Origin of the sequence: Gloeocapsopsis sp. IPPAS B-1203 (assembly GCF_002749975.1) — a bacterium.
Classification (GTDB): domain Bacteria; phylum Cyanobacteriota; class Cyanobacteriia; order Cyanobacteriales; family Chroococcidiopsidaceae; genus Gloeocapsopsis.
The window spans coordinates 345,969-368,802 of sequence record NZ_PEIG01000001.1; the positions used below are offsets into that span (position 1 = coordinate 345,969).

Consider the following 22,834-nt stretch of genomic DNA (forward strand, 5'->3'; position numbering starts at 1 on the left):
ATATTAGGGTACTTTTATAAAGTTATAAGGTTTCAGTTATAAATGGCTATTTATGGCAAGTTTCAAACCCTACGCCCTTTAAGCTTACTAGCACATTTATGTAGTAGTTACGATAGTGCTTGTTTAAAAGTAAATAGCAATACTGTTTCTTGGTTGATTTATGTAAAACAAGGCAAAATTATTTATGCCTCTCAAACAGTTGATCCTCTCGATCGTCTCGATTGTTATCTGCGACGATTCAGTTATCACACCGCTACACTCAACAGTGAAATCCGCACCAAACTTCGTTTGATGTTTGACGAAGAGTCGACACTACATCCTGAATACCAAGCAATTTGTTGGCTCGTGAATAATCAATATTTGAATCAAGCTCAAGCAGCAGCTTTGATTGAATATCTTGTTAAAGAGGTTATAGAATCATTTCTCTTAATTAAAGAAAGCACATACGAAATAAATGAAAACTATAGTCCACTATCATCTGAATTGTGTCATCTTGATCTTCAAGATATAGTTAAACACTGCCAGAATAAATTACAAGTTTGGCAGTCTTTTGCACCTTATATTTGGTCTCCTTATCAACGTCCTTATTTATGCCATCAGTCAGGAATAAAAGAGCAACTTTCTCCAGAAATCCAACATAAATTGAGTGCAATTCTTAAAGGTTTTAGTATTCGGCATTTAGCTGTTTTGCTGAATCAAGATGAATTACAACTAGCACGAAGTTTGTATCCTTATATCAAAATGGGGAATATTATCTTGCAAGATCCCCAACCACCATTTGAGCAGCTACCGAAAACCTATGAATCACCTACAGAAAGTCAAGCTGTGCAACAAATACAAACTCCTGCTACAGTTGACATTGCACCTCCAGTAGCATCTATCAAAAATCACAATCGTGATGATGACAAAAATACAGTTTCTTTAACTAAAATTACACCCAATTCACAACAACCAGTTGTTAGTCGTCGCCCTACTCAACCTATTGAGAAATTCGTAGTATCTCAAAACAACTCTGTTGAAAAATCAGCTACACCCCCAGAAAAAATTACTAATCCTTATCCAAACAAAAATAAATTTAAAGTTGTCTGTATTGATGATAGTCAAGCAATGCTACAAGAGCTAAATCATTTCTTAGATGATGAAAATTTTGATGTTTTTACAATCAACGATCCTGTTAAAGCTCTTATGCAAGTTGTAAGGATTAAGCCTGACTTAATTCTATTGGACGTGAGAATGGCTGGTATAGATGGATATGAGTTATGTCGTCTTCTTCGTAATCATTTTTTATTTAAGAGTACTCCCATTATTATGGTGACAGGTAATACAGGAATTATTGATCGAGTAAAAGCTAGAATTGTAGGCGCGTCTGGATATTTAACTAAACCTTTTACTCAGTCAGAACTCTTTAAAATCATCTTTCGGCACTTATCTTGAGCAGCTTTTAAATAATTGTATTATCAAGCGTTGAGGGAAATTGAAAGTGGCTACAATTTTGGTAGTTGAAGATACTTTATCAGAACTAGAACTAATTAGTAATTATTTACGAGAGAGTGGTTTCACTGTCATTGGTGTTACTAGTGCTAAAGAAGCTTTGAATAAAGCGATAGAACAAAAAATCGATGCAATAGTCACAGATATTGTCATGCCAGGGATGAGTGGTTTTGAATTATGCCGTAAGCTTAAAAACAATCCAGATACAGAACAATTACCAATAATTATTTGTAGTTCTAAAGATCAAGAAATTGATCGTTTTTGGGGTATGAAACAAGGAGCAGCTGTCTATGTCACTAAACCTTTTACCCGAGAAGAGTTGGTTCGTGCTGTAAAATCTGTCGTAGCTTAATCTTATGGATATTCCTATCCTGACACCGCAATTGCATCAGCATAAAACAAGTGTAGGTGAATCTTATCTAAGATTTCAACTTAATGAGAATACTCCAGCTGTCCTTTTAATGAAGTACGTTCAAGAAGTCTTAATTATTTCAAATGGGCGCATAACGCCTATACCTAATATGCCTGAATGCATATTAGGTTTATTTAATCGACGCAATCGCATTTTCTGGGCAATCGACTTGGCATCTATGTTAACTTCACAACCTGTTGACGCTAGTAGTCAGCAGTACCACGTTATGATAATTCGAGTTGGGGAGATTCCACTCAGCTTAATTGTACGAGAAATTAAAGGAACAATTAGGCTAGTGTCAGATTTACAGCCTTTAGAGGAGGGTACTGCCACAATACAACCTTACCTGCAAGGATATATTTGGCAACACCAAGAGAAATTGCTTGTATTAAATGCTGAAGCAATTGTACACTCGCCCAGTTTATACAACTACTAGTTTTATAGTAGTCGAGCAAATACTGATTGGAGCTGATATGGCAACCCGATTTAAACAGGAACCAACAAGCAGACACAAGCACAAGAAAGCAAGTCATCTCAATAATTCTACGCACAACACTCCTCAAATGCCTAGTAGCAGTGTTCAGCATTCCCTGTCAGGGTTAGATAATCATCAGATTCCAACTCAGCAGTCGAATCAAAACTCAGTTTTCGATCAGTTAGGTTTATCTTTTTGGCGGCGGTTGAGCTTAAAGACTAAAGCAACTACACTAGCGATCGCACTCAGCACACTTCCAATTGTAGTTCTTGGGGCGACAGCTTACTACATTACAAGTAAAACTATTACAAATAATGTCACTCAGCAACAACAAGCCCGTGCAATTGCTTTGGCGGATCAGTTCGATAATTTTATCTCACAACGCTATTTAGACATTCAAAACTTAGCACAATCGAATTTACTAAATGATCCCACAGTTCGCACATTATTTCCTACTCAATCAAAAGAATTAAGTTTAGAGCAATATATAAAAAATAACCCTGGCTACGACAATATTGTTGTTATTAATCCTGCGGGTCAAGTTATTCTGCAAACTGCTGGAGAAGGAATCTCCAACTATAGTAATGTAGATTACTTTCAGCAAAGTATTCAAACCAAGCGTCCAGTTGTGACGCCGCCAAGAAAGTCTTTATTAACAGGCGAGTATTCAATCTATGCAGCTGCACCTGTAATTAATACAACAACAGGAGAGGTATTCGCCGTTGTGCGATCGCGAACTCCAGTACAATATTTTAATGAAATCTTACACGCTGAAGCAAAAAACTTAGCTCAAAGTGGCAATCGTTTTGGAGTTGAAGAATATTTTGCAGTTAATGATTTGGGCAAAGTTGTTGTTGCGCCAACAGAGCATTTGGACTACATTGGCGAAGATGCTCAAGCAGTATTTCCCCGTGTTGCTCCACGCTTAATCAACAATACTTCAGTAGGTAGTCTCATCGATCGAGATCGCGTTGAGCGCCAGCAGTACTTAGTTGCTTATACTCCCATTCGGCAAATTGAAAGTCAAACTGCATTAAATTGGAGTGCAATGGTTGCACTACCGACAGCACAAGTATTCGCAGCCCGCCAGGGACTATTTTTACCCTTCTTTCTAGGAACAACAGTATTTACTATTCTTGTAGGTGCGATCGCTGCTTATTTAGTCAACCGCGCCTTACGTCCAGTCGTCAATGCATCACTAGCTGTCCAAAAACTCGGAGAAGGAAACCTCAACACAAGACTTAGCGTCCAAGGCAAAGACGAATTAGCAGTGCTAGGTTCTAATATCAACGTTATGGCGAACCAACTGCAAAGTTTGCTGCGACAGCAAGAAGAAGTGACAGAACAAGCCCAATTGTTTGCTGATGTCACTTTTCGGATTCGCCGTTCCTTGAACGTAGACGATATTCTTAAAACAGCAGTTAAAGAAGTTAGAAAAGTTCTTAAAAGCGATCGCGTTGTTATTTATCAGTTCAACTCTGACTTAAGTGGCACTATCGTCGCTGAAGCAGTAGCACCAGGATGGACACAAGCTCTATCAGACACCATAGACGATCCTTGTTTCAAAGATCGACACATTCAGCAATACAAAAATGGTCGCGTTCGAGCAATTGATAACATTCATCAAGCTGGTTTAACTGATTGTCACATCAAGACTTTAGAACGATTTGAAGTTAAAGCTAATTTAGTCGCACCGATCTTAAAAGACAATCAATTATTAGGGTTGCTGATTGCTCATCAATGTGCCACAACTCGTGCTTGGCAACAGGCTGAAATTGATTTATTTACTCAGTTAGCAACTCAGATTGGATTTGCATTAGATCAAGCATATCTCCTAGAGCAAGTTGAAAAAGCTCGTGCAGTTGCCGAAGAAGTCTCTGGAGATCAGCGACAGCAAAAAGAATCACTCCAGCAACAGTTAATCGGATTACTCAGCGATGTTGAACAAGCAGCTCAAGGAAATCTGACGGTACGTGCAGAAGTTACCGCAGGAGAGATTGGTACAGTTGCTGACTTTTTTAACTCAATTATCGAAAGTTTGCGACAACTGGCGACAAATGTCAAAACAGCGGCAAGTCAAGTCAACTTTGCTGTTGCCGAAAACCAAGGGGCAATGCATCAACTAGCAGATCAAGCCTCACAACAAGCCGAAGCGATCGCCCATAGCCTTGATTCTTTGGCGCATATGACAGATTCGATTCAAGCAGTCGCTGCTAGCGCGCACCAAGCCGCAGAAGTCACCCGCACTGCTTCTCTTACTGCCCAAGTAGGAGGAGTCGCAATGAACCACACGGTAGACAGTATTCTAAACCTACGCCAAACCGTTGCTACTACTGCAGGTAAAGTCCGACAGTTAAGTGAGTCTTCGCAACAAATTTCCAAAGTTGTTTCTTTAATTAACCAAATTGCATTGCAAACTAACGTTTTAGCTATTAACGCTAGCATAGAAGCAAATCGTGCAGGTGAAGAAGGTAGAGGCTTTGCTTTGGTAGCAGAAGAAATTGGCGAACTGGCATCGCAATCAAGCGCAGCAACAAAAGAAATTGAACAAATTGTGGAAAATATTCAACGTGAAACTGTTGAAGTCGCCCATGCTATGGAACTTGGCACAAATCAAGTAATTGAAGGAACTAACTTAGTTGAAGATACAAAGAAAAACCTGAGGAAAATCTTTGATGGTTCGCGCCAAATCGACCAATTAGTACAATCAATTTCTCACGCCACAATTGCTCAAGCTCAGACTTCACAACAAGTCACGCAATTAATTAAAGAAATTGCCATAATTTCTGAACAAACAGCAGATTCTGCAAGACAAGTTTCAAGCTCTTTACAAGAGACGACTACTGTAACACAACAGTTACAAGCTTCCGTTGGTGTCTTTAAAGTTGATGATGAAAGTTAAACTTTCATTAATGTTAATCACATGGTAAAGGATAAAGAACTAGAAATCCGGCTTTCGTTTCTTGAGGAAGCTCAAGACTATTTAAATACGATTGAAACCGGAGTTATGGTTGCGACAGCACAGCAAGATCGCCAACAAATGGATGCAGTACTACGTGCTGCACATTCCATTAAAGGTGGTGCGGCAATGATGGGATTTCCTGTATTAAGCGATCTGGCTCATCGACTAGAAGATTTTTTTAAAGTCTTAAAAACACAGCAACTATCGCTTGACGTAGAGTTAGAAAGTTTACTACTAGCAAGCGTAGGTTGCTTAAGACAAGCGATCGCAATTTATCATCAAGGCAAATCTATTGATGAACGGTGGCAAGAAAATCACGTTACACCGATTTTTTCCCAACTACAGCAACGCTTAGGAAATGCTTCATCTATTGATAGTCCTGAGTTGATGTTGCCTGAAGATAGGCAAATGCAAACCTTAGTCTTTGAAACCGAAGTAGAAGAATATCTGCAGCGGCTAGAGAGTATTTTAGCAGATCCACAACATCCTGGATTATTAGAAGAAACAACGGCGATCGCTCAGGATTTTGCCAGTTTAGGGCAAATGTTTCAAATTCCGGCGTTTCAAAGCTTGTGTGAATCAATTAGTCAAAATTTAGCAGAATTTCCAGAACGTGTTGTAGAAATTGCTAGCTTAGCATTACAAGAATGGCGGCGATCGCAAGCAGCAATATTGTTGAACCAAGGCGTACCATCAACACTTCCTACTAATATTAATCAGAGCGACTCATTAGCAACAGCACAAGCCGAAATTGAAGCTCTTCTCGATTTGCTTTCACCAGAATTAACTGAGGACAACTCTCAACTAGAATTCAATCCAACTTTAGCGCCAATTGATCCGCAACAACACTCACAAACAACAGAAAAAAAATCTCTTCATCTCGCTTCAGAATCAACTTTAAATTCAATTGAACAAGATAAAACAGTTCGTGTTTCTGTTGATCTTCTTGAACAAATAAATGACTTATTTGGAGAACTCACAATTGAGCGAAATGGTATCAATTTATATATAGATCGTCTCAGAAACTTAGTCAAAATTTTAGATGGTCGAGTTCACACTCTCAAAAATTTTGATACTCGCTTGTTGACAGCCTATGAAAATCACTACTCGCATGGCACTACTGCGCATACGTTTAATAACACTATAGAAGAAAATAACTTTGCTAACCGATTTACCGATGAAAGCCACGATCTGCGAGCTTTAACTGATGAGGTTATGGAAAGTATTTTCCGGATTCAAGAAGTTGCTAATGACATTAGTATTAGTATTGAAGACACTGCACAAACTGTGGGCGAACTCAATCGCACAGCAAAACAGATGCAAACCAACTTAACACAAGTGCGAATGCGTCCGTTATCAGATTTACTCGATCGCTTTCCCAGATTTTTACGCGAGCTTTCATTGCAGTACAACAAAAAAGTTGAATTAAAAATCCAAGGCGGTGAAACTTTAATTGAACGGAATATTTTAGCAGCATTAAATGATCCTTTGACACATCTTCTACGTAATGCCTTTGATCACGGAATTGAAGATCTGCACACACGGCGATCGCATGATAAACCAGAACAAGGCACAATTGAGATTAAAGCCACCACACGCGGAAATCAAACTTTCATTAGTGTTAGTGACGATGGTCAAGGTATTGATTTGACTAAAATTCGTGCTAAAGCACAGCAGTTAGGTTTAAATGCACCAGCCCTCGCCAAGGCTAGTGAACAAGAACTTTTATCACTCATTTTTGAACCAGGTTTTAGCACAGCTGAGCAGGTAACAAACTTATCTGGTAGAGGTGTAGGACTTGATATTGTCTGCACTAACTTAAGAAAAATTCGTGGTGATATTAAAGTAGATACACAGTTAGGTAGCGGTACAACTTTTCATCTCAATGTACCTATAACCCTCTCTATTGCTAAAGTTATTTTAGTTGAAAGTAATAGTATGCTCATGGCATTTCCTACAGATACGATTGAGGAAATGCGCTTACTTAATTCTGAATATATTACTACAATTGAGGGCAAGGAAAAATTCAGTTGGGAAGAAAGCATAATACCTCTAATTCGCTTAGGACAATGGCTAACATTTCGTGGTGCATACAAAAAGTCAGACGCAGCAACAGTAGCTACTATGGGCGTTCCGACAGTGCTAAAAGTTGTCCAAGGTCATGAATTAGTAGCTGTTCAAGTAGATCGCTGCTGGGGCGAACAAGAAGTCGCCATTCGTCAAGTAGAAGGGGCGATCGCTATGCCTCCTGGATTTTCTAGCTGTACCATTTTGGGTGATGGTCGAGTTGTTCCGTTAGTCAATCCATCTGCTTTACTACAGTGGATTGCAAGTAGTCAGCAGTCGGCATTAGTACAAACAGAGACATTAGCTAATATTCAATTTCACAGTCATAAAGATACAATATTAGTAGTAGACGACTCAATTAATGTACGTCGTTTTTTAAGTTTAGCTTTAGAAAAAGCTGGGTATCGTGTTGAAGAAGCTATTGATGGTCAAGATGCAATTGAAAAACTTTTTAGTGGCTTACCAGTAAAAGCTGTGATTTCTGATGTTGATATGCCTCGCCTTGATGGTTACAGTTTATTAGCACAAGTTAAATCAATTGCTAATCTCAAACAACTACCCTTCATTATATTAACTTCGCGCCAAGGACAGCGAGAGCGGCAACTTGCAACAAATTTAGGCGCAGCAGCTTATTTTTCTAAACCTTTTAATGAACAAGAATTACTCCAAACTCTACAGCATATTTTATATTAGAAACGTAAGTAAAAATTGGTGTTGAAGAGTATTTGTGAATCTATCTAATACAGACTGGATATTTGTGAAGACTTGGTATTAGTAACATTAACGCGATCGCCTTGACATCTGTTTCAGTTTTAATGAGAATAAATTTCATTAGAGCAATTTGACTGTCAAACTCATGATCGTACTCACGAACACAGATTTCCAAGAACTTCAAGTGCAAGCTCAGCAGCAGGGTGAGACGATTTACCAGCCAACATTAGGAACTCAGATTGCTCTTCCGCAAATGCTTGGGACTGGTGGACAACACGACATTAATCTCCGTAACGGGTTAACTATTCAAATCCGCAATGGGACACTCGTGCAGCCAATCAATCTTGTACAGCAACACGACTACTCGTTTCCTCTAGTTGCCAAATTTTATCTGTCAGGCTTCTCCAGGGTGCAAACTCCGAATGTTAAAGACGTTGCAGCCGACTATGAAGAAATTAACAGCTTCAACTACCTCTATTACCTTCCTAATCTTACTGAAGTTGAACAATGGCCTGCCAATAAGGCGCTGTATGTCGTGATGCTTGTTGTCAAGCCCGAATATTTTAGCTCACTTGGTCAGGGAGACATGACTTTACCCAAGCCATTACAAAAGCTACTAGAAGGGAATCTAACTGAACGCTTTCATCAATCACTAGGCAAGACACCGCCTGCAATGAAGCAAGTGATTCAACAAATTTTGCACTGTCCTTACCAGGGTGTTATGCAGCAGCTTTATTTAGAAAGCAAAGCTCTGGAATTGTTTACATTACAATTTGCTCACTGGGCTAATCGCGATCGCTCATCTCCTCAATTAGCATTCTCATCAAATGACGTTGAGCGACTGCATCATGCTAGAGAAATCTTGCTCGAACACTTTGACAATCCCCCCTCATTACTTGAAATTGCCCAACAAGTTGGCTTGAATGACCATAAATTGAAGCAAGGGTTTCGTCATCTCTACGGCACTACCCTATTCGGCTATTTGCACGACTATCGAATGCAGCAGGCACGGCACCTCCTCCTTAACTCGAATCTGTCAGTCGCAGGTGTTGCGGCAAGGGTTGGCTATCGCAATCCTGAAGCCTTTAGCACCGCGTTTCGGAGAAAGTTTGCTGTCAGTCCTAAAGCCTATCAACTCGGAAATTGTTACTGATACGTTAGATTCTGCTCTCCGTCGCACAAAGAAAAAAACTCCGTTACGCAAAGAAAAGCAGAGGCTCAACCAACTAAGATTTCCCTATTACTTTTTGCAAACAATTCTTAGTTGTCATTAGGATGTTTTTTCTGAATGGCGATCGCGCAGTGGGTGAAAAACGGGAAATGAAACGGTTGATGCTTGACATGGGAACTGTCGCGCCGCTCGTGACTATTTTTACAATATTGTCGGTTCAATCAGCAGGTGCAATCGAGGTAGATGTAGCTTCCTGTGCGATCGCATCATCGCTATCCCTAAGCGACATCAAACAACCTGCAACAACAATTGATGAGTGGCTAACGCAAATTGCTCAAACTTCGATTGTACAAATCACACAAGTGCAACTCGACTCCACCGATGGAGAAATGACACTGACATTGCAAACAACGGGTGAGTTAGCAACTCCTACAACTTCTGTCGTAGGTAACGCCCTAATTGCGGATATTCCTAATGCGGCATTGGTATTGCCAGAAGGCGACGAGTTCTCAGCTGCTGAACCCGCAGACGGTATCACCCTCATCAATATCACAAATTTGCCCAACAACCGAGTGCGAGTTGTTATTACTGGAACAGAGGCTCCACCCACAGCAGAAATTATCGCTGAAGCTTCTAGGCTAGCCTTTAGCGTGACACCGAGAACCGCTACTGGAACCGATGACGATACCATCGAGATTGTAGTGATAGGCGAGGAAGAAGGTAGTGATTACTTTATACCCAATGCCAGTACCGCAACCCGAACCGACACGCTGATTCTAGATATACCGCAGTCAATTCAGGTCATCCCTCAACAGATATTGGAAGATCAGCAGATTTTACAGATCGATGATGCGCTGCGGAACGTCAGTGGTGTGATTGGCAGCTACGATGCTTTTGGAGCAGGGGCTACCTTAACGCTGCGCGGATTTACAACCGATAGTTTTTCAAATGGTCCGATTGTGCGCGATGGCTTTCGAGTATATGACAACCTGGGGGTACAGGAAACTGCGAATCTAGAACAAATTGAAATCATTAGAGGCCCATCCTCGGTTTTATTTGGTCAAAATGATCCAGGTGGAATTATTAATCTTGTCACTAAACAACCTTTATTAGCACCCTTGTACAAATTTCAGTTGCAAGCGGGTAGTTTTGGATTAATTCGCCCTAGCTTGGATTTTTCTGAGCCATTGAATGAGGACGCTTCATTACGCTATCGGCTCAATGCGGCTTACCAGCGACAAGATGGGTTTCGTGACTTTAACACGCTCAGCGAACGCTTCTTTGTTGCACCTGTATTGAGTTGGAACAGCGATCGCACTAGATTTTCTTTAGCGCTCGAATACTTAGATGATGAAGCTCCCTTTGATACAGGTCTAATTGCCTCAGGCGATCGCGTGATTGACGTGCCTTTTGACCGTAACTTCAATGAACCAGACGACTTTCGCCGCAGCCAATCTCTAAACCTTGGCTACAATCTAGAACATCAGTTGAGTGATAATTGGACACTGCGAAATGCCTTTCGCTACGTCGGGCAAGACTACAACATTCAAGTTGCTTTACCAATATCATTTGATGAAGCCACAGGCATCTTAAACCGTGCCTATGCAATTCGGGAGTATCGTTCAGATGATCACTCGGTGCAAACCAATATTGTCGGTCAATTTACGACTGGCGCACTTGAGCATACCCTTCTCGCAGGGGTTGATTTGAACTGGAATCGCTTTGACGAACGCTTTACCAAAGTAGACTTTGCTAATCTTGTACCGCTCAATGTCTTTGACCCAACTTATGGAGTCATTCCTCGTCCTGACTTTTCGACAATTGCTGCGACAACACCATTTGATACCGAGTATGACCGAGTTGGCGTGTTCTTGCAGGATCAAATTTCAATCGGCAATCATTTCATTATAGTTGGTAGCCTACGCTACGACAGCGTTGATTTTCGCAACACCGCAGAAGCGACAAGTCGCTCAGATTCAGCTTGGAGTCCACGCCTAGGAGTGGTGTATCAACCGCTTGAAAATCTATCGCTCTACGCCAGCTATTCTCAGTCATTTGTCCCCTCATTTGCCAGAGGAATCGATGGAGATTTTCTGGAACCTGAAACATCAGAAGGATTTGAAATCGGAGTTAAAGTTGACCTTCTCGATGGATTACTGGCAACTCTAGCTTATTTCGATATTACAAAACGCAATGTGGCGACGGTAGCTGACCCACTGACAGGGGCATCAGTCGCGACAGGAGCGCAGCGCAGTCAGGGCATTGAACTAGACGTATTGGGTGAGATTTTACCAGGTTGGAATATCATCGGTTTCTACGCCTACACCGATGCCAGAGTGACAGAAGATAATGTGATTCCGATTGGCAATCGCCTTCCTAATGCACCACGCCATAGCGCCGGACTTTGGACAACTTATGAAATTCAGCACGGCAATTTGCAGGGCTTAGGTTTTGGGTTGGGAGTGAACTATGTCAGCAACCGCTTTGGCAATTTGGACAATGACTTTGAAATTGGTGACTACTTCCTCACCAATGCGGCTTTGTTTTATCGGCGCGACAACTGGCGGGTGGCGCTTAATGTTAACAATCTATTTGATGTTGGATATATCACTAGCACGAATACCTTTAACCGTAATAGTGGCATTCGACCAGGAGAGCCTTTATCTATAATCGGCTCAATTTCAATCAGCTTTTAAGGGTGTAAATCAAAAAATACTAAAAGCCACATTTATGGTTAAACTTGGCAGCATTCAATTGCTGGTTACGTTCCTAACTGTTGCGATCGGGTCTTGTGGCGTGACAAATCATGCGATTCGCAACACTCCTTTGTCAACGACAAGCGCAGACTGCCGCACGATTGAGCATCAAATGGGTAAAGCCGAAGTCTGCGGACAACCGAAAAACATTGTGGTACTAGGTCCCAATCTTTTAGAGTTGGTACTTGCTTTAGGAATACAGCCTGCCGGATTTGCCGACCATATGGCATTTCACCAAGGAGACTATGACAATCCTCAGCAGCAGATTCCTTATATTGGCGATCGCATCACCAGTCAGCCTATTAATGTCGGGCTTACTTATACGCCATCACTTGAAGCAATCGTCAGAGTTCAGCCTGACTTAATTTTAGGAACGACACGAATGAATAAAAGCCAGTACGAGCAGTTGTCTCAAGTCGCACCAACACTGTTATTCGAGTGGTTTGATACAGAAACTAACTTACGCGCGATCGCTCAAGCTGTGAACCAACCTCAACGCGCAGAACAATTGCTAGCAGAATCTCAACAACTTATTGAAACGGCTCGCAAAGCCTTAGCGCCAGTCGTCTCAACGCATCCACGAGTATTGATGATGACATCTGGAGATGGTCAAGAATTGAATTTACTCGTTGCTGAGAATAACTTTTGCGGTTCTCTGGTTAGCGAGTTAGGCTTTCAACTCGTCTACCCACCTGAAATTGATAAAAATACGCTCAGGTCTTCTACACTTCCTATTTCTGTGGAGACATTACCCCGATTCAACAATGCCGATTTAGTGATTCTTCTAGGATACAACTGGGATACTCGTCAGTTTACAGATATGAAGGCATTTGACGATCATCAGTTAAATAATCTGAAGCAAGGTTGGAAAAAAAATGCGATCGCCCAATCGCTAGATGCTAGCCAAGTCGGACGGGTTTACTTTATTCCTGCTTATATGTGTCTAGGTTTACCAGGTCCAATCGGCACAAAACTGTATATAGAAGAACTACAAAAGTTGCTGTTATCAAACTAACTACTTATAAATTGGCATTTAACACTTGGTCAACACTCAGACCTAATTGCGAAAATACCCCAGACTGAAGCCTCTCATTTCCTTTAAAAATGACTTCCTCATACAGTCCATCAACAAGCGTTAACACTATGATTTGAGCCTGTTGTGGATCGACAATCCAATATTCGGCAATTCCTCTAGCGGCGTACTCAGACCTTTTGTAGCGATAATCTCTATCTTGGTTGATTTTTCCAGGGGAAACTACTTCAACTACCAACAGTGGCGGTGGCATATCTAGCGTAATCGTCGAGCGCGTCGTCTGCTGCATTGCCTCAACAAGCTCATCGGTGAGAACCATCAAATCAGGAATACGAGTCGTCGCACGCACGCCGCTAATCACAATCTCGGCTTTATTGCTGAGTTTGGCAATTGGAACAAATTGAAGAAATCGAACCAGCAAAAAAAGTGCAATCTGCACATTTAGGGGACTTTCCGGCGGCATCTCAACTAATTCTCCAGCCACTAATTCGTATTGAGTGTCCCCGCCATTGTCGTAGTTTAGATATTCCTCAAGCGTCAGGCGTTGGGTTGTGAACATAGCGATCGCACCTGCTGCGAGCAATATCTCAAATTTAACTTCAGTGTAACCCGAAATACACTTGTTGATGCTCTAAATCCTATCCCTATGCGTACTTTCATCATCCTCTGGCTAGGACAGCTTGCCTCCTCTATCGGCAGCAGCATGACATACTTTGCCCTCACTTTGTGGATCTGGCAGCAAACCCAGTCAGCTACCGCGATCGCCCTCATTTTAGTGTTCTATCAACTCCCTCAAGTTGCGATCTCAGTCTTATCCGGTATTTTGGTTGATCGCGTCTCGCGCAAATCTCTTTTGATTGTCAGCGATACTGCCTCCGCCTGCTGTACCTTCTCAGTAGGGATTTTGGCAGCAACTCAGGTTCTACAAACCTGGCATATTTACTTCATTGCCGCAATTATCGGTTGTTTTGGTAACATTCAAGCCCTCACCTATTCGACAATGATTCCGCTGTTGGTGTCGAAACAACATTACACTCGTGCCAGTAGTATGGGCGCAATGGTGGGCTATGCTGCGGGAATTCTCTCGCCCGCATTTGCCGGAGTGTTGTATCCCAAGATAGGACTTTTAGGCATTACAGCGATCGATATGGGGACATTTGCGATCGCCGTTTTCACGTTACTCATCGTACCAATTCCGCAAACACTGCGTGTCGAAATCGATAAGTCGCCAGAAGTCAAAACGGGAAAAAGAATTTGGCAAGAAGCAACGTTTGGATTGCGCTACATTGCTTCGCAGCGCAGTTTATTCTCAATGGCGATCGCGATGTCATCGTTTGCGTTTCTTAATCAAATCAGCGAAACGCTTTATCAGCCAATGATTCTGGCAAGAACGGATGGTAATTCACAAATACTAGGAACAGTCGTAGCAGCATCCGGTGTTGGAGGAGTTGTTGGGGGAATCTTGCTCAGTATTTGGGGTGGTTTTCACCGTCGCATCTTTGGTATGCTTTTCGGATTTATTGGTGCTGGCTTGAGTAACCTGGGATTAGGGATCGGGCTTCCTGTGATTTGGGCGATCGCTCGGTTCGCGGCATCACTTCACAGCCCACTCATTTTTAGCTCTTATATGGCAGTTTGGTATGCCAAAGTTGCCCCTGACTTGCAAGGACGGGTGTTCGCTGCTGATTATTTAATTGGATTAGTGATTGAATCAACAGCTAGTTTGACTGCGGGACTTTTAGCTGACCAAGTTTTTGAACCTGCGATGCGATCCGGCGGATGGGTTTTCTCACTTTTGACTCCCCTAGTTGGTGCTGGGGCTGGTAGCGGAATTGCATTGCTGTACATACTTAATTCTTGCTGCATGGTATTGGTAGGAATCGCGAGTTTTAAAGTACGACGACTACGAGACGCAGAAGCTTTGATGCCAGATTATGAGGCAACTTAGCGGCAACAGTTGTCAAGCTAAAGAAATTTAACGGCTGCCGTATCAAGAATTATTTCCCTAATTGCCCACGCCGCGAACTGAAGTGATATAATTAGCAACCAAAGCTAGGGGTGTCTGGATGTCCAGGCTGAGATCAAACCCTGAGAACCTGAGACCGGCTCATACCGGCGGAGGGAAGCTGTTACTAGAGGAACTGAAATAATGCGTACAGAATGGATCGCGAAGCGTCGCGGACAAAGTAACGTGACACAGCTGCATTACGCGCGTCAAGGCACAATTACCGAAGAGATGCACTATGTTGCTCAACGAGAAAATCTGCCAGCATCACTCATCCGCGAAGAAGTTGCACGGGGACGGATGATTATCCCCGCCAATATTAACCACACGAACTTAGAGCCAATGTGCATCGGCATTGCCTCAAAGTGTAAGGTGAACGCAAATATTGGTGCGAGTCCCAATTCATCGGATCTTGATGAAGAAGTTGCCAAACTCAACCTAGCGGTGAAATACGGCGCAGATACCGTCATGGATTTATCCACTGGTGGCGGGAACTTGGATGAAATTCGCAGCGCGATTATCAAAGCTTCCCCCGTACCAATTGGCACAGTGCCGGTTTATCAAGCACTAGAATCTGTTCATGGCACAATTGAAAAACTCACTCCTGATGACTTTCTTCATGTGATTGAAAAACATGCACAGCAAGGAGTAGACTACCAAACAATTCATGCCGGAATACTCATCGAGCATTTGCCTTTGGTGCGCGATCGCCTAACCGGAATTGTTTCACGCGGTGGTGGAATTCTTGCACGTTGGATGCTGCATCACCACAAACAAAACCCACTGTATACGCACTTTCGTGACATTATTGAAATCTTCAAAAAATACGACGTTTCCTTCAGCTTAGGCGATTCACTTCGCCCTGGATGTACGCACGATGCATCTGATGCGGCACAACTCGCCGAACTCAAAACCTTGGGACAACTGACGCGCAAAGCGTGGGAACAAGACGTTCAGGTTATGGTAGAAGGTCCAGGTCACGTACCGATGGATCAAATTGAATTTAATGTCAAAAAACAAATGGAAGAGTGTTCCGAAGCACCCTTCTACGTTCTAGGACCATTAGTAACAGATATTGCTCCTGGTTATGACCATATTACATCAGCGATCGGCGCAGCAATGGCAGGATGGTATGGTACTGCAATGTTGTGCTATGTGACGCCTAAAGAGCATTTAGGACTGCCTAATGCTGAAGACGTGCGGAATGGATTAATTGCCTATAAAATCGCGGCTCACGCCGCTGATATTGCACGTCACCGTCCTGGTGCTAGAGATCGCGACGACGAACTGTCCCGCGCTCGTTATAACTTTGATTGGAACCGACAGTTTGAGTTATCGCTCGATCCAGAACGCGCCAGAGAATACCACGACGAAACTTTACCTGCAGATATTTACAAAACTGCAGAATTCTGCTCGATGTGTGGTCCCAAGTTCTGTCCCATGCAAACAAAAGTTGATGCAGATGCATTAACAGAGTTAGAAAAGTTCTTGGCAAAAGAAACTGTATCTAGAAACGCTTAAACTAAAGACTGGGACTAGGAATGGGAACTAGTTCCCAGTTGTCGGAAATGTTTCTGCAGATCTTCAATTGTAAACACCGATTGAAATTGCAAACCAGCTGATGCATATAATTCAGCACCTCCTTGCAAGCGATCAACTAAGGAAATAACATAATGAACGTTGTAGCCCGCCGCTTTAAGCCTTTCTACGGCTTTTAATGCCGATCCTCCTGTTGTCACTACATCTTCCAACACCACCACACTCGCATTTTCTGGCAAATTGGGACCTTCAATATATGCTCTTGTGCCATGTCCCTTCGCTTCTTTGCGGACAATCAACGCTGGTATGGGGCGATTTTCATAAGCAGAAACAACACTGACTGCTGTAACAATCGGATCAGCACCTAAAGTTAAACCTGCTACAGCCTGAGTATTAGTTGGTAGTAGAGAAAGAATGATCCGCCCAATGGCTAATGCTCCTTGGGGATGTAACGTAACTTCCTTACCATTAATGTAGTAAGAACTGTATTGCCCAGAAGAAAGCACAAAATCTCCTTCGCGATAAGCTAGCCGACAAAACAAATCTAGTAGTTGCTGGCGAAGAATAGACAAACTAGTAGTAGTTGCCCAATTATCAGATGCTGGCTGCGACGCGGTTTGATCAATCATCAGTGTGTCAACGGTGGTAGCTAAGCAAAAGTTAAGCTAAAAAGAGTTTAAATTCCAGCATAAATGAAGATTGCGTTAGAAAGTGAGGTTGATTCATGCGTTTCTCATACAAATACTTGTTGAGTAGTTTAATAATTCTTGCTGTTCCTACTGCGGCGATCGCCCAAACACCTCCAATTGTAGAGTCAACAAGTAGCGAAACAGTACCAGAGGCATATTACAGAGCCTTCTTTACAAATGCGCCTGACTTCTATCGCGATCGCTCTTTACTGCGGCAACTTAACACATTTTTTGGAATTGGTTCTTTGACTCGCAACAGTTTTCCTGAAAACGAATACGCTCGTGATGCTCGGCTAATTAACATTTTGTACCAAGATATACTTCAACAACAGGCAGGTAGCACAACTATTCGTACCCCTGATTTACAAAATCCTTACGACTCGTCACTTTTTTCACAGCCGCCCGCAGTCACTACTCAAGATGAAAATAATACGCCCACTACACCCGATCCAGATGATGCAGAAAACTCGGATCAGAACGACATTGATGTTCCATCTGATGCGGAACCAACTGAAGACAGCCCTATAGAAAATGATTTTGAAAGCGAAACGGAGACTCCTGGAATTGTTCCCTTCGAGTAGAAGTTTTTAAAAATATTAAAATCGGCAGTGCAGGAGTTGAACCTGCCTAAGGCGAATTATGAGTTCGCTGCCTCAACCGCTCGGCCAACTGCCGTAATTTTTTTGCACAATTAACTACTTAAATAGCTTATTGTAGCTGACATATTAGCATATCATCTTTATACTATTATTGCTCATGCAATGCAGTTTAGTTATTGCTCAATGCTATCGTTCTAACAATAAGATAATTAAATAGACACAGCAAACAACATGTTGAGCAGCAACTTGTATATTAAATAACCCATGAAAATAAATTCTACTGTAGCGCTTAGTTTGCTCTTATTAGTCCTCATGGCAATAGCAGGTTACGTCAGTGCAGTATGGGGGTTTACCATCGGTAGCGAAGCACTTGAAAGCGTGACACAACCCGATACTCGTCCCACAAGTAAAGCTAAAGCTCCTTCAGGAGGCTCGCAACAACGGGCAGTAGTAATGTTGAAAGAGCAAGATATTCTCACCAACGTTCGGGCAAGAATAGAAGGAAAAGGCAAAAATGCCAAGCCTGAACCACAGCAACAAAAAAATGATACTCAGTCTAGTGCCAAACCAAAAGCACAGTTAGTAGTAGCCGCAAATCAACCTGGATTTCCTTTAGTCAATCGCGATCGCGGTGTCATGCTAGAGGTGATCTCAGCGCAATATTCTGGGGGAACTTTACAGCTAAGATTGAATCTTAAAAATGAAAGCGATCGCACAGTGCGCTTTTTGTATAGTTTTATGGATATCACTGATAACCACGGACGCCCATTAATTGCAAATGCTGAAGGTTTACCGGAGAAGTTACCGCCAGATGGTAAACCAATTTCTGGCATTCTCAGTATCCCCTCAACTGCTCTAGATGATGTTGAAAAACTGTCTCTACGATTGACAGATTATCCGGAGCAGCAACTTAAACTGCAAGTGTCCGAAATTCCTGTCAAAATTTAGGTAGTGTAGTATCTTAATTCGAGCAAGGTAGACCGCGATGCCAAAAGGCATCATCTGGAATCAAACTGATGTCTCACTTGCCGATAGTTTTCTGTATTGTTCCGCTGTTGGCTGTATCACCGTTGTTTATCTCAGACATTTGGTTACGTCTACTATCGGTGTTATTGCTCATTGCAATTAATGCCTTTTTTGTGACAGCCGAGTTTTCTATGGTGTCTGTACGGCGATCGCGCATTCACCAATTAGTCGAAGCTGGAGATGCTCCTGCTATTACACTTCAAGCCCTGCAACATAGTATTGATCGCTTACTATCTACAACTCAATTAGGAATTACTTTATCGAGTTTGGCGCTTGGCTGGATTGGAGAAAGTACTATGGCTGTACTCGTTGCTACTGGGCTGACACAGTTACCCTTATCTGACGTTATGCGGATCAGAATAGCGCACTCGCTATCAATTCCCTTAGCTTTTTTTCTGGTAGCATATCTCCAAATTGTTTTGGGAGAACTGTGTCCTAAGTCAGTTGCATTACTTTACTCTGAACGCTTGGCAAGGTTGTTGGCGCTACCGGTTAAAGCAATTGCGCGTTTTTTTACTCCCTTTATTTGGATTTTGAATCAATCTACACGCTTGCTGCTGCGAGTTGTCGGAATTCAATATACAGGTCAAGCTTGGCTTCCTCCGGTAACTTCTGAAGAGTTACAATTAATCATCGCGACCGAACGAGAATCAACAGGGTTAGAAGCAGAAGAACGCGAGCTACTCAATAATATTTTTGAATTTGGCGATGTTACCGCAGAAGAAATCATGGTACCACGCACTGGAATTGTTGCTTTACCAGAAGACGCAACGTTTCAAACCTTACTTAAAGAAATGGCAACAACTGGACACTCTCGTTATCCAATTATTGGTAAGTCTTTGGATGATGTGCGGGGAATTGTTCACTTTAAGGAACTTGCAAAGCCTTTAGTTTTAGGCAAGTTATCGTTAGACACAAAAATTAATCCTTGGCTTCACCCAGCAAGGTTTGTTCCTGAATATATGCCTTTAAGTGAATTGCTACCACTGATGCAGCGATCGCATCTATCAATGGTAATTGTTGTCAATGAATTTGGCGGTACTGTCGGCTTGATTACAATTCAAGATCTCGTTGCTCAAATCATTGGTAATACAGGCGAACTCGCAACTACAGACGAGTTACTCGTGCAAAACTTGGACGAACAAACTTTTCTTGTGCAAGCACAGATGAATCTTGAAGAACTAAATGAGTTACTTAAGCTAGATCTACCACTAAGCGATGACTATCAAACACTAGCCGGTTTCTTGCTTTACCAACTTCAAAAAGTTCCAGCGATCGGGGAAACTTTACACTACCAAAACTTAGAATTTACAGTAACATCAGCCCAAGGACCGCGTTTGCAACACATCCGCATTCGCCGTCTTCAGCCAAGATTCACTAATGAACATCAAGAGTAATATCAAACAAGATGCCCTTCGACTCCCTTCAGAGCTACTAAGCAGAGTATAATTTTATGCACTAAAACATAATTTATTTCGGTGTTTTAATGTAGGTAGACTTTGTTTGTATAGCAGCGAATTTATTTGCACTCGTATTGACATCACTATGATTACGCCACAAATGGAAAAATATTTTCCAACTTCCCTGTCAAGTTATAGTCGTTATGACTAAAATTAATTTACCTCAGCGTTGGCATGAGTGTTCGTAATCTCACAAGATGACTATATTCAAGCAAGTAATCTCTGGCACATCTTTTCTGAAGAGAAAAACCGTACAGCACAAGCGATCGCTGGGGCGCTAAGTGGAGCAAGACAAGATATTCAAATGCGGCACCTGTACCACTTTTTCCAAGCTGATGTCGATTACAGTCGGTGCGTTGCTCAGGCGTTAAGTATAGAAATTGACCCCTGCATGCTACAACACAACCCTCAAGCTGTTACGGTATAAGTTATGTATCATTTTCCGCCGTAAACTTAATACTAAAAGGGGTGTGTTTAAACACCCCTACTCACAGTACTTATCAGCTTTATCTGAATTTATTGCCTCAGAAAGAACGGTAACTATAGTGCTTAATTTCAAGTAACCGCATCTCAATTAAACTTGAATCCCGACAGGGCAGGCAACATTAGTTCCACCTAAACCACAGTAGCCGTTAGGGTTTTTTGCTAAATACTGCTGATGATAGCCTTCAGCATAATAAAATTCAGGAGCATCTAAAATTTCTGTTGTAATTGTTTTGTACCCTGCTGCACTCAACGCTTGTTGATAAGCTTCTTTGGAAGCTTCAGCTAGTTTTTTCTGAGTTTCAGAGTATACATAAATTCCAGAGCGGTATTGTGTGCCTACGTCATTGCCTTGACGCATTCCTTGAGTAGGATTGTGACTTTCCCAGAATGTTTTCAAGAGTTGCTCGTAGCTAACCACTTTAGGGTCGAACACAACAAGCACAACTTCATTGTGTCCTGTCATTCCTGTGCAAACTTCTTGATAAGTAGGGTTTGGTGTTATACCTGCTGCGTAACCTACGGCTGTAACAAAAACTCCATCTAGCTGCCAGAATTTGCGTTCTGCTCCCCAAAAGCAACCCAAACCAAACACAGCGGTTTCCATCCCATTGGGGTATGGTGGCTGTAGAGGATTGCCGTTAACAAAGTGACGTTCGGGAACTGACATCTTTGCCGCACGTCCTGGCAAGGCTTCTTCTGGCTTAGGTAGCGTTGATTTTTTACCAAGTCCAAACAGCATAGTGATTTATGAAAAAATTTATATTCCTTAATATAACGCGATCGCCCATCTAATCGTTTGCTACTACTTAAATAACTCTCAGTAACTAAGTACATCCAAATAAACTTTTGCTTTTCTCACCTCGGACTCCGTCCTGCTGGGCTTCGCCTCGCTGGGCTTCGCTAACGCTAACGCTAACACCCCTCAACACCAGTTTGCTCAACGGAGGACACCTCCGCACGAAAAAAGCGGCTCCTCCTCACCCCTGTTCGATAAGTTTGCGCGCGGTAGGAAATCGGATCTTCCAATCCCAATTCTGCAAAAGCTGCTAAGCGCAAGCGGCAAGCATCACAAACACCACAGGCAATGCCACCTCCAGCATAGCAAGACCAAGTTTTTTCCCAAGGTACACCTAGCTGATTGCCTAATTGAATAATTTCCGTTTTTTTCAAGTTAATTAAAGGCGTCTCAATTGCGATCGGTTGTCCCTCGCGTCCTTGCTTGGTACCGAGACGAAAAACTTCTTGCATGGCTTGAATATAGTCAGGACGACAATCAGGATATCCTGAGTAATCAAGGGCATTAACACCTATGTAAACACGCTCTGCAGCGATTGTTTCTGCATAAGCTAAGGCAAAACTTAAGAAAATTGTGTTGCGGGCAGGAACGTATGTGATAGGAATATCTTGAGACATCTCTGACACAGAACGATCGCTTGGTAAAGCAATACTGGTATCGGTTAATGCCGAACCCCCCCAAGAACGTAAGTCAAAAGTTACCAACTTATGAGTCAGCACTTGAGTCGATTGGGCGATCGCGATCGCGGCTTTTAGCTCGCGCTGATGTCGCTGTTGATAATCAAATGAGAGCGCATGGCACTTGTAACCATCTGCCACTGCTTGGTACAGTACCGTAGAAGAGTCTAAACCTCCAGACAATAAAATGACCGCTTTCATCACTAAACCTCTTAACTTGACAATCTATTTACTTTCTAATTTTCCCTAACCTCTAGCCCTCACCGCTTAGTCCATTCATAATGGACAGGTCAGAAAGTGACACATTGCGCCTACGCTATACACCTCAGCAAAATCACAATGATTGAAACCTAGCTTGGTGATAAACGTAACAATCTGTGGAACATATAAGTAAATTTGAAATTCTTCATAAATAGAGTCATTATGCTACCATCTGGATGATTTGAGACTGTAATCCAGTCAAAATTGCGTATTGGCGC

The 22,834-nt window shown here is 42.2% G+C and carries 18 protein-coding genes, 1 tRNA gene and 1 riboswitch; of the genes, 14 read left to right on the forward strand and 5 right to left on the reverse strand.

From position 1 onward, the window contains the following. The first annotated feature begins 42 nt into the window (after nt 1-42). From CSQ79_RS01590 to CSQ79_RS01625, 8 genes are all read left to right on the forward strand, one after another. On the forward strand, nt 43-1,434 hold the full coding sequence (locus tag CSQ79_RS01590; RefSeq protein WP_099699450.1) for a response regulator: 1,392 nt from the start codon (nt 43-45) through the stop codon (nt 1,432-1,434). 46 nt (nt 1,435-1,480) lie between these two features. Further along, entirely contained in the window at nt 1,481-1,843 is a 363-nt protein-coding gene (locus tag CSQ79_RS01595; protein WP_099699451.1) for a response regulator transcription factor, read from the forward strand. 4 nt (nt 1,844-1,847) lie between these two features. Beyond that, nucleotides 1,848-2,339: a chemotaxis protein CheW gene (locus CSQ79_RS01600; RefSeq protein ID WP_099699452.1), complete on the forward strand. Its 492-nt coding sequence runs from the start codon at nt 1,848-1,850 to the stop codon at nt 2,337-2,339. A 37-nt stretch (nt 2,340-2,376) separates the two neighbouring features. Further along, nucleotides 2,377-5,280, forward strand: coding sequence for a methyl-accepting chemotaxis protein (locus tag CSQ79_RS01605; RefSeq protein WP_099699766.1), 2,904 nt, complete (start codon nt 2,377-2,379; stop codon nt 5,278-5,280). A gap of 21 nt (nt 5,281-5,301) precedes the next feature. Continuing rightward, complete coding sequence (locus CSQ79_RS01610) at nt 5,302-8,100, forward strand: hybrid sensor histidine kinase/response regulator (RefSeq protein ID WP_099699453.1); 2,799 nt, start codon at nt 5,302-5,304, stop codon at nt 8,098-8,100. A gap of 163 nt (nt 8,101-8,263) precedes the next feature. Further along, on the forward strand, nt 8,264-9,271 hold the full coding sequence (locus tag CSQ79_RS01615) for a helix-turn-helix transcriptional regulator (protein ID WP_099699454.1): 1,008 nt from the start codon (nt 8,264-8,266) through the stop codon (nt 9,269-9,271). A gap of 122 nt (nt 9,272-9,393) precedes the next feature. Then, complete coding sequence (locus CSQ79_RS01620; protein ID WP_099699455.1) at nt 9,394-11,985, forward strand: TonB-dependent siderophore receptor; 2,592 nt, start codon at nt 9,394-9,396, stop codon at nt 11,983-11,985. Nucleotides 11,986-12,019: 34 nt separating this feature from the next. After that, complete coding sequence (locus tag CSQ79_RS01625) at nt 12,020-13,060, forward strand: ABC transporter substrate-binding protein (RefSeq protein WP_099699456.1); 1,041 nt, start codon at nt 12,020-12,022, stop codon at nt 13,058-13,060. A 4-nt stretch (nt 13,061-13,064) separates the two neighbouring features. Here CSQ79_RS01625 and CSQ79_RS01630 read toward each other — a convergent pair whose 3' ends face one another. After that, nucleotides 13,065-13,637: a Uma2 family endonuclease gene (locus CSQ79_RS01630; protein WP_099699457.1), complete on the reverse strand. Its 573-nt coding sequence runs from the start codon at nt 13,635-13,637 to the stop codon at nt 13,065-13,067. Here CSQ79_RS01630 and CSQ79_RS01635 point away from each other — a divergent pair. Next, entirely contained in the window at nt 13,623-15,026 is a 1,404-nt protein-coding gene (locus CSQ79_RS01635; protein ID WP_354000885.1) for an MFS transporter, read from the forward strand. The two genes, CSQ79_RS01630 and CSQ79_RS01635, sit on opposite strands and share 15 nt — an antisense overlap. A gap of 96 nt (nt 15,027-15,122) precedes the next feature. Continuing rightward, nucleotides 15,123-15,219, forward strand: a riboswitch (TPP riboswitch). Nucleotides 15,220-15,227: 8 nt separating this feature from the next. Next, nucleotides 15,228-16,604 carry a phosphomethylpyrimidine synthase gene (thiC, locus tag CSQ79_RS01640; protein WP_099699767.1) on the forward strand — a complete coding sequence of 459 codons (1,377 nt, stop codon included), beginning with the start codon at nt 15,228-15,230 and terminating at the stop codon, nt 16,602-16,604. Nucleotides 16,605-16,618: 14 nt separating this feature from the next. Here the strand turns inward: thiC and pyrE are convergent, their stop codons facing one another. After that, nucleotides 16,619-17,251 (reverse strand): orotate phosphoribosyltransferase, encoded by a 633-nt coding sequence (gene pyrE, locus CSQ79_RS01645; RefSeq protein WP_099699459.1) that lies wholly within the window; start codon nt 17,249-17,251, stop codon nt 16,619-16,621. A gap of 95 nt (nt 17,252-17,346) precedes the next feature. On the opposite strand from pyrE, the gene CSQ79_RS01650 reads away from it, so the two are divergent. Beyond that, nucleotides 17,347-17,892: an outer membrane protein assembly factor BamD gene (locus CSQ79_RS01650; protein ID WP_099699460.1), complete on the forward strand. Its 546-nt coding sequence runs from the start codon at nt 17,347-17,349 to the stop codon at nt 17,890-17,892. 21 nt (nt 17,893-17,913) lie between these two features. On the opposite strand, the gene CSQ79_RS01655 is transcribed toward CSQ79_RS01650, so the two are convergent. Continuing rightward, nucleotides 17,914-17,986 (reverse strand) — tRNA-Ile (locus CSQ79_RS01655). Nucleotides 17,987-18,174: 188 nt separating this feature from the next. Here CSQ79_RS01655 and CSQ79_RS01660 point away from each other — a divergent pair. The 3 genes from CSQ79_RS01660 to CSQ79_RS01670 all read left to right on the forward strand — a co-directional run bounded on the left by CSQ79_RS01660 (nt 18,175) and on the right by CSQ79_RS01670 (nt 20,823). Further along, nucleotides 18,175-18,858, forward strand: coding sequence for a putative periplasmic lipoprotein (locus CSQ79_RS01660; protein WP_099699461.1), 684 nt, complete (start codon nt 18,175-18,177; stop codon nt 18,856-18,858). 68 nt (nt 18,859-18,926) lie between these two features. Then, nucleotides 18,927-20,333: a hemolysin family protein gene (locus CSQ79_RS01665; protein ID WP_289500239.1), complete on the forward strand. Its 1,407-nt coding sequence runs from the start codon at nt 18,927-18,929 to the stop codon at nt 20,331-20,333. A 241-nt stretch (nt 20,334-20,574) separates the two neighbouring features. After that, entirely contained in the window at nt 20,575-20,823 is a 249-nt protein-coding gene (locus tag CSQ79_RS01670; protein ID WP_289500240.1) for a catalase-related domain-containing protein, read from the forward strand. A 147-nt stretch (nt 20,824-20,970) separates the two neighbouring features. On the opposite strand, the gene msrA is transcribed toward CSQ79_RS01670, so the two are convergent. Together msrA and queC are read right to left on the reverse strand one after the other, a co-directional pair. Further along, nucleotides 20,971-21,621 (reverse strand): peptide-methionine (S)-S-oxide reductase MsrA, encoded by a 651-nt coding sequence (gene msrA, locus CSQ79_RS01675; RefSeq protein ID WP_099699462.1) that lies wholly within the window; start codon nt 21,619-21,621, stop codon nt 20,971-20,973. A 173-nt stretch (nt 21,622-21,794) separates the two neighbouring features. Then, nucleotides 21,795-22,556 carry a 7-cyano-7-deazaguanine synthase QueC gene (gene queC, locus CSQ79_RS01680; protein WP_289500243.1) on the reverse strand — a complete coding sequence of 254 codons (762 nt, stop codon included), beginning with the start codon at nt 22,554-22,556 and terminating at the stop codon, nt 21,795-21,797. Nucleotides 22,557-22,834 lie beyond the last annotated feature (278 nt).

Excerpts from the sequence above, each read along its gene's own strand:
- CSQ79_RS01590 (WP_099699450.1), top strand. The coding sequence starts at position 43 with ATGGCTATTTATGGCAAGTTTCAAACCCTACGCCCTTTAAGCTTACTA.
- CSQ79_RS01600 (WP_099699452.1), top strand. The coding sequence starts at position 1,848 with ATGGATATTCCTATCCTGACACCGCAATTGCATCAGCATAAAACAAGT.
- CSQ79_RS01605 (WP_099699766.1), top strand. The coding sequence starts at position 2,377 with ATGGCAACCCGATTTAAACAGGAACCAACAAGCAGACACAAGCACAAG.
- CSQ79_RS01610 (WP_099699453.1), top strand. The coding sequence starts at position 5,302 with ATGGTAAAGGATAAAGAACTAGAAATCCGGCTTTCGTTTCTTGAGGAA.
- CSQ79_RS01615 (WP_099699454.1), top strand. The coding sequence starts at position 8,264 with ATGATCGTACTCACGAACACAGATTTCCAAGAACTTCAAGTGCAAGCT.
- CSQ79_RS01620 (WP_099699455.1), top strand. The coding sequence starts at position 9,394 with ATGTTTTTTCTGAATGGCGATCGCGCAGTGGGTGAAAAACGGGAAATG.
- CSQ79_RS01625 (WP_099699456.1), top strand. The coding sequence starts at position 12,020 with ATGGTTAAACTTGGCAGCATTCAATTGCTGGTTACGTTCCTAACTGTT.
- CSQ79_RS01630 (WP_099699457.1), bottom strand. The coding sequence starts at position 13,637 with ATGTTCACAACCCAACGCCTGACGCTTGAGGAATATCTAAACTACGAC.
- thiC (WP_099699767.1), top strand. The coding sequence starts at position 15,228 with ATGCGTACAGAATGGATCGCGAAGCGTCGCGGACAAAGTAACGTGACA.
- pyrE (WP_099699459.1), bottom strand. The coding sequence starts at position 17,251 with ATGATTGATCAAACCGCGTCGCAGCCAGCATCTGATAATTGGGCAACT.
- CSQ79_RS01650 (WP_099699460.1), top strand. The coding sequence starts at position 17,347 with ATGCGTTTCTCATACAAATACTTGTTGAGTAGTTTAATAATTCTTGCT.
- CSQ79_RS01660 (WP_099699461.1), top strand. The coding sequence starts at position 18,175 with ATGAAAATAAATTCTACTGTAGCGCTTAGTTTGCTCTTATTAGTCCTC.
- CSQ79_RS01665 (WP_289500239.1), top strand. The coding sequence starts at position 18,927 with ATGTCTCACTTGCCGATAGTTTTCTGTATTGTTCCGCTGTTGGCTGTA.
- msrA (WP_099699462.1), bottom strand. The coding sequence starts at position 21,621 with ATGCTGTTTGGACTTGGTAAAAAATCAACGCTACCTAAGCCAGAAGAA.
- queC (WP_289500243.1), bottom strand. The coding sequence starts at position 22,556 with ATGAAAGCGGTCATTTTATTGTCTGGAGGTTTAGACTCTTCTACGGTA.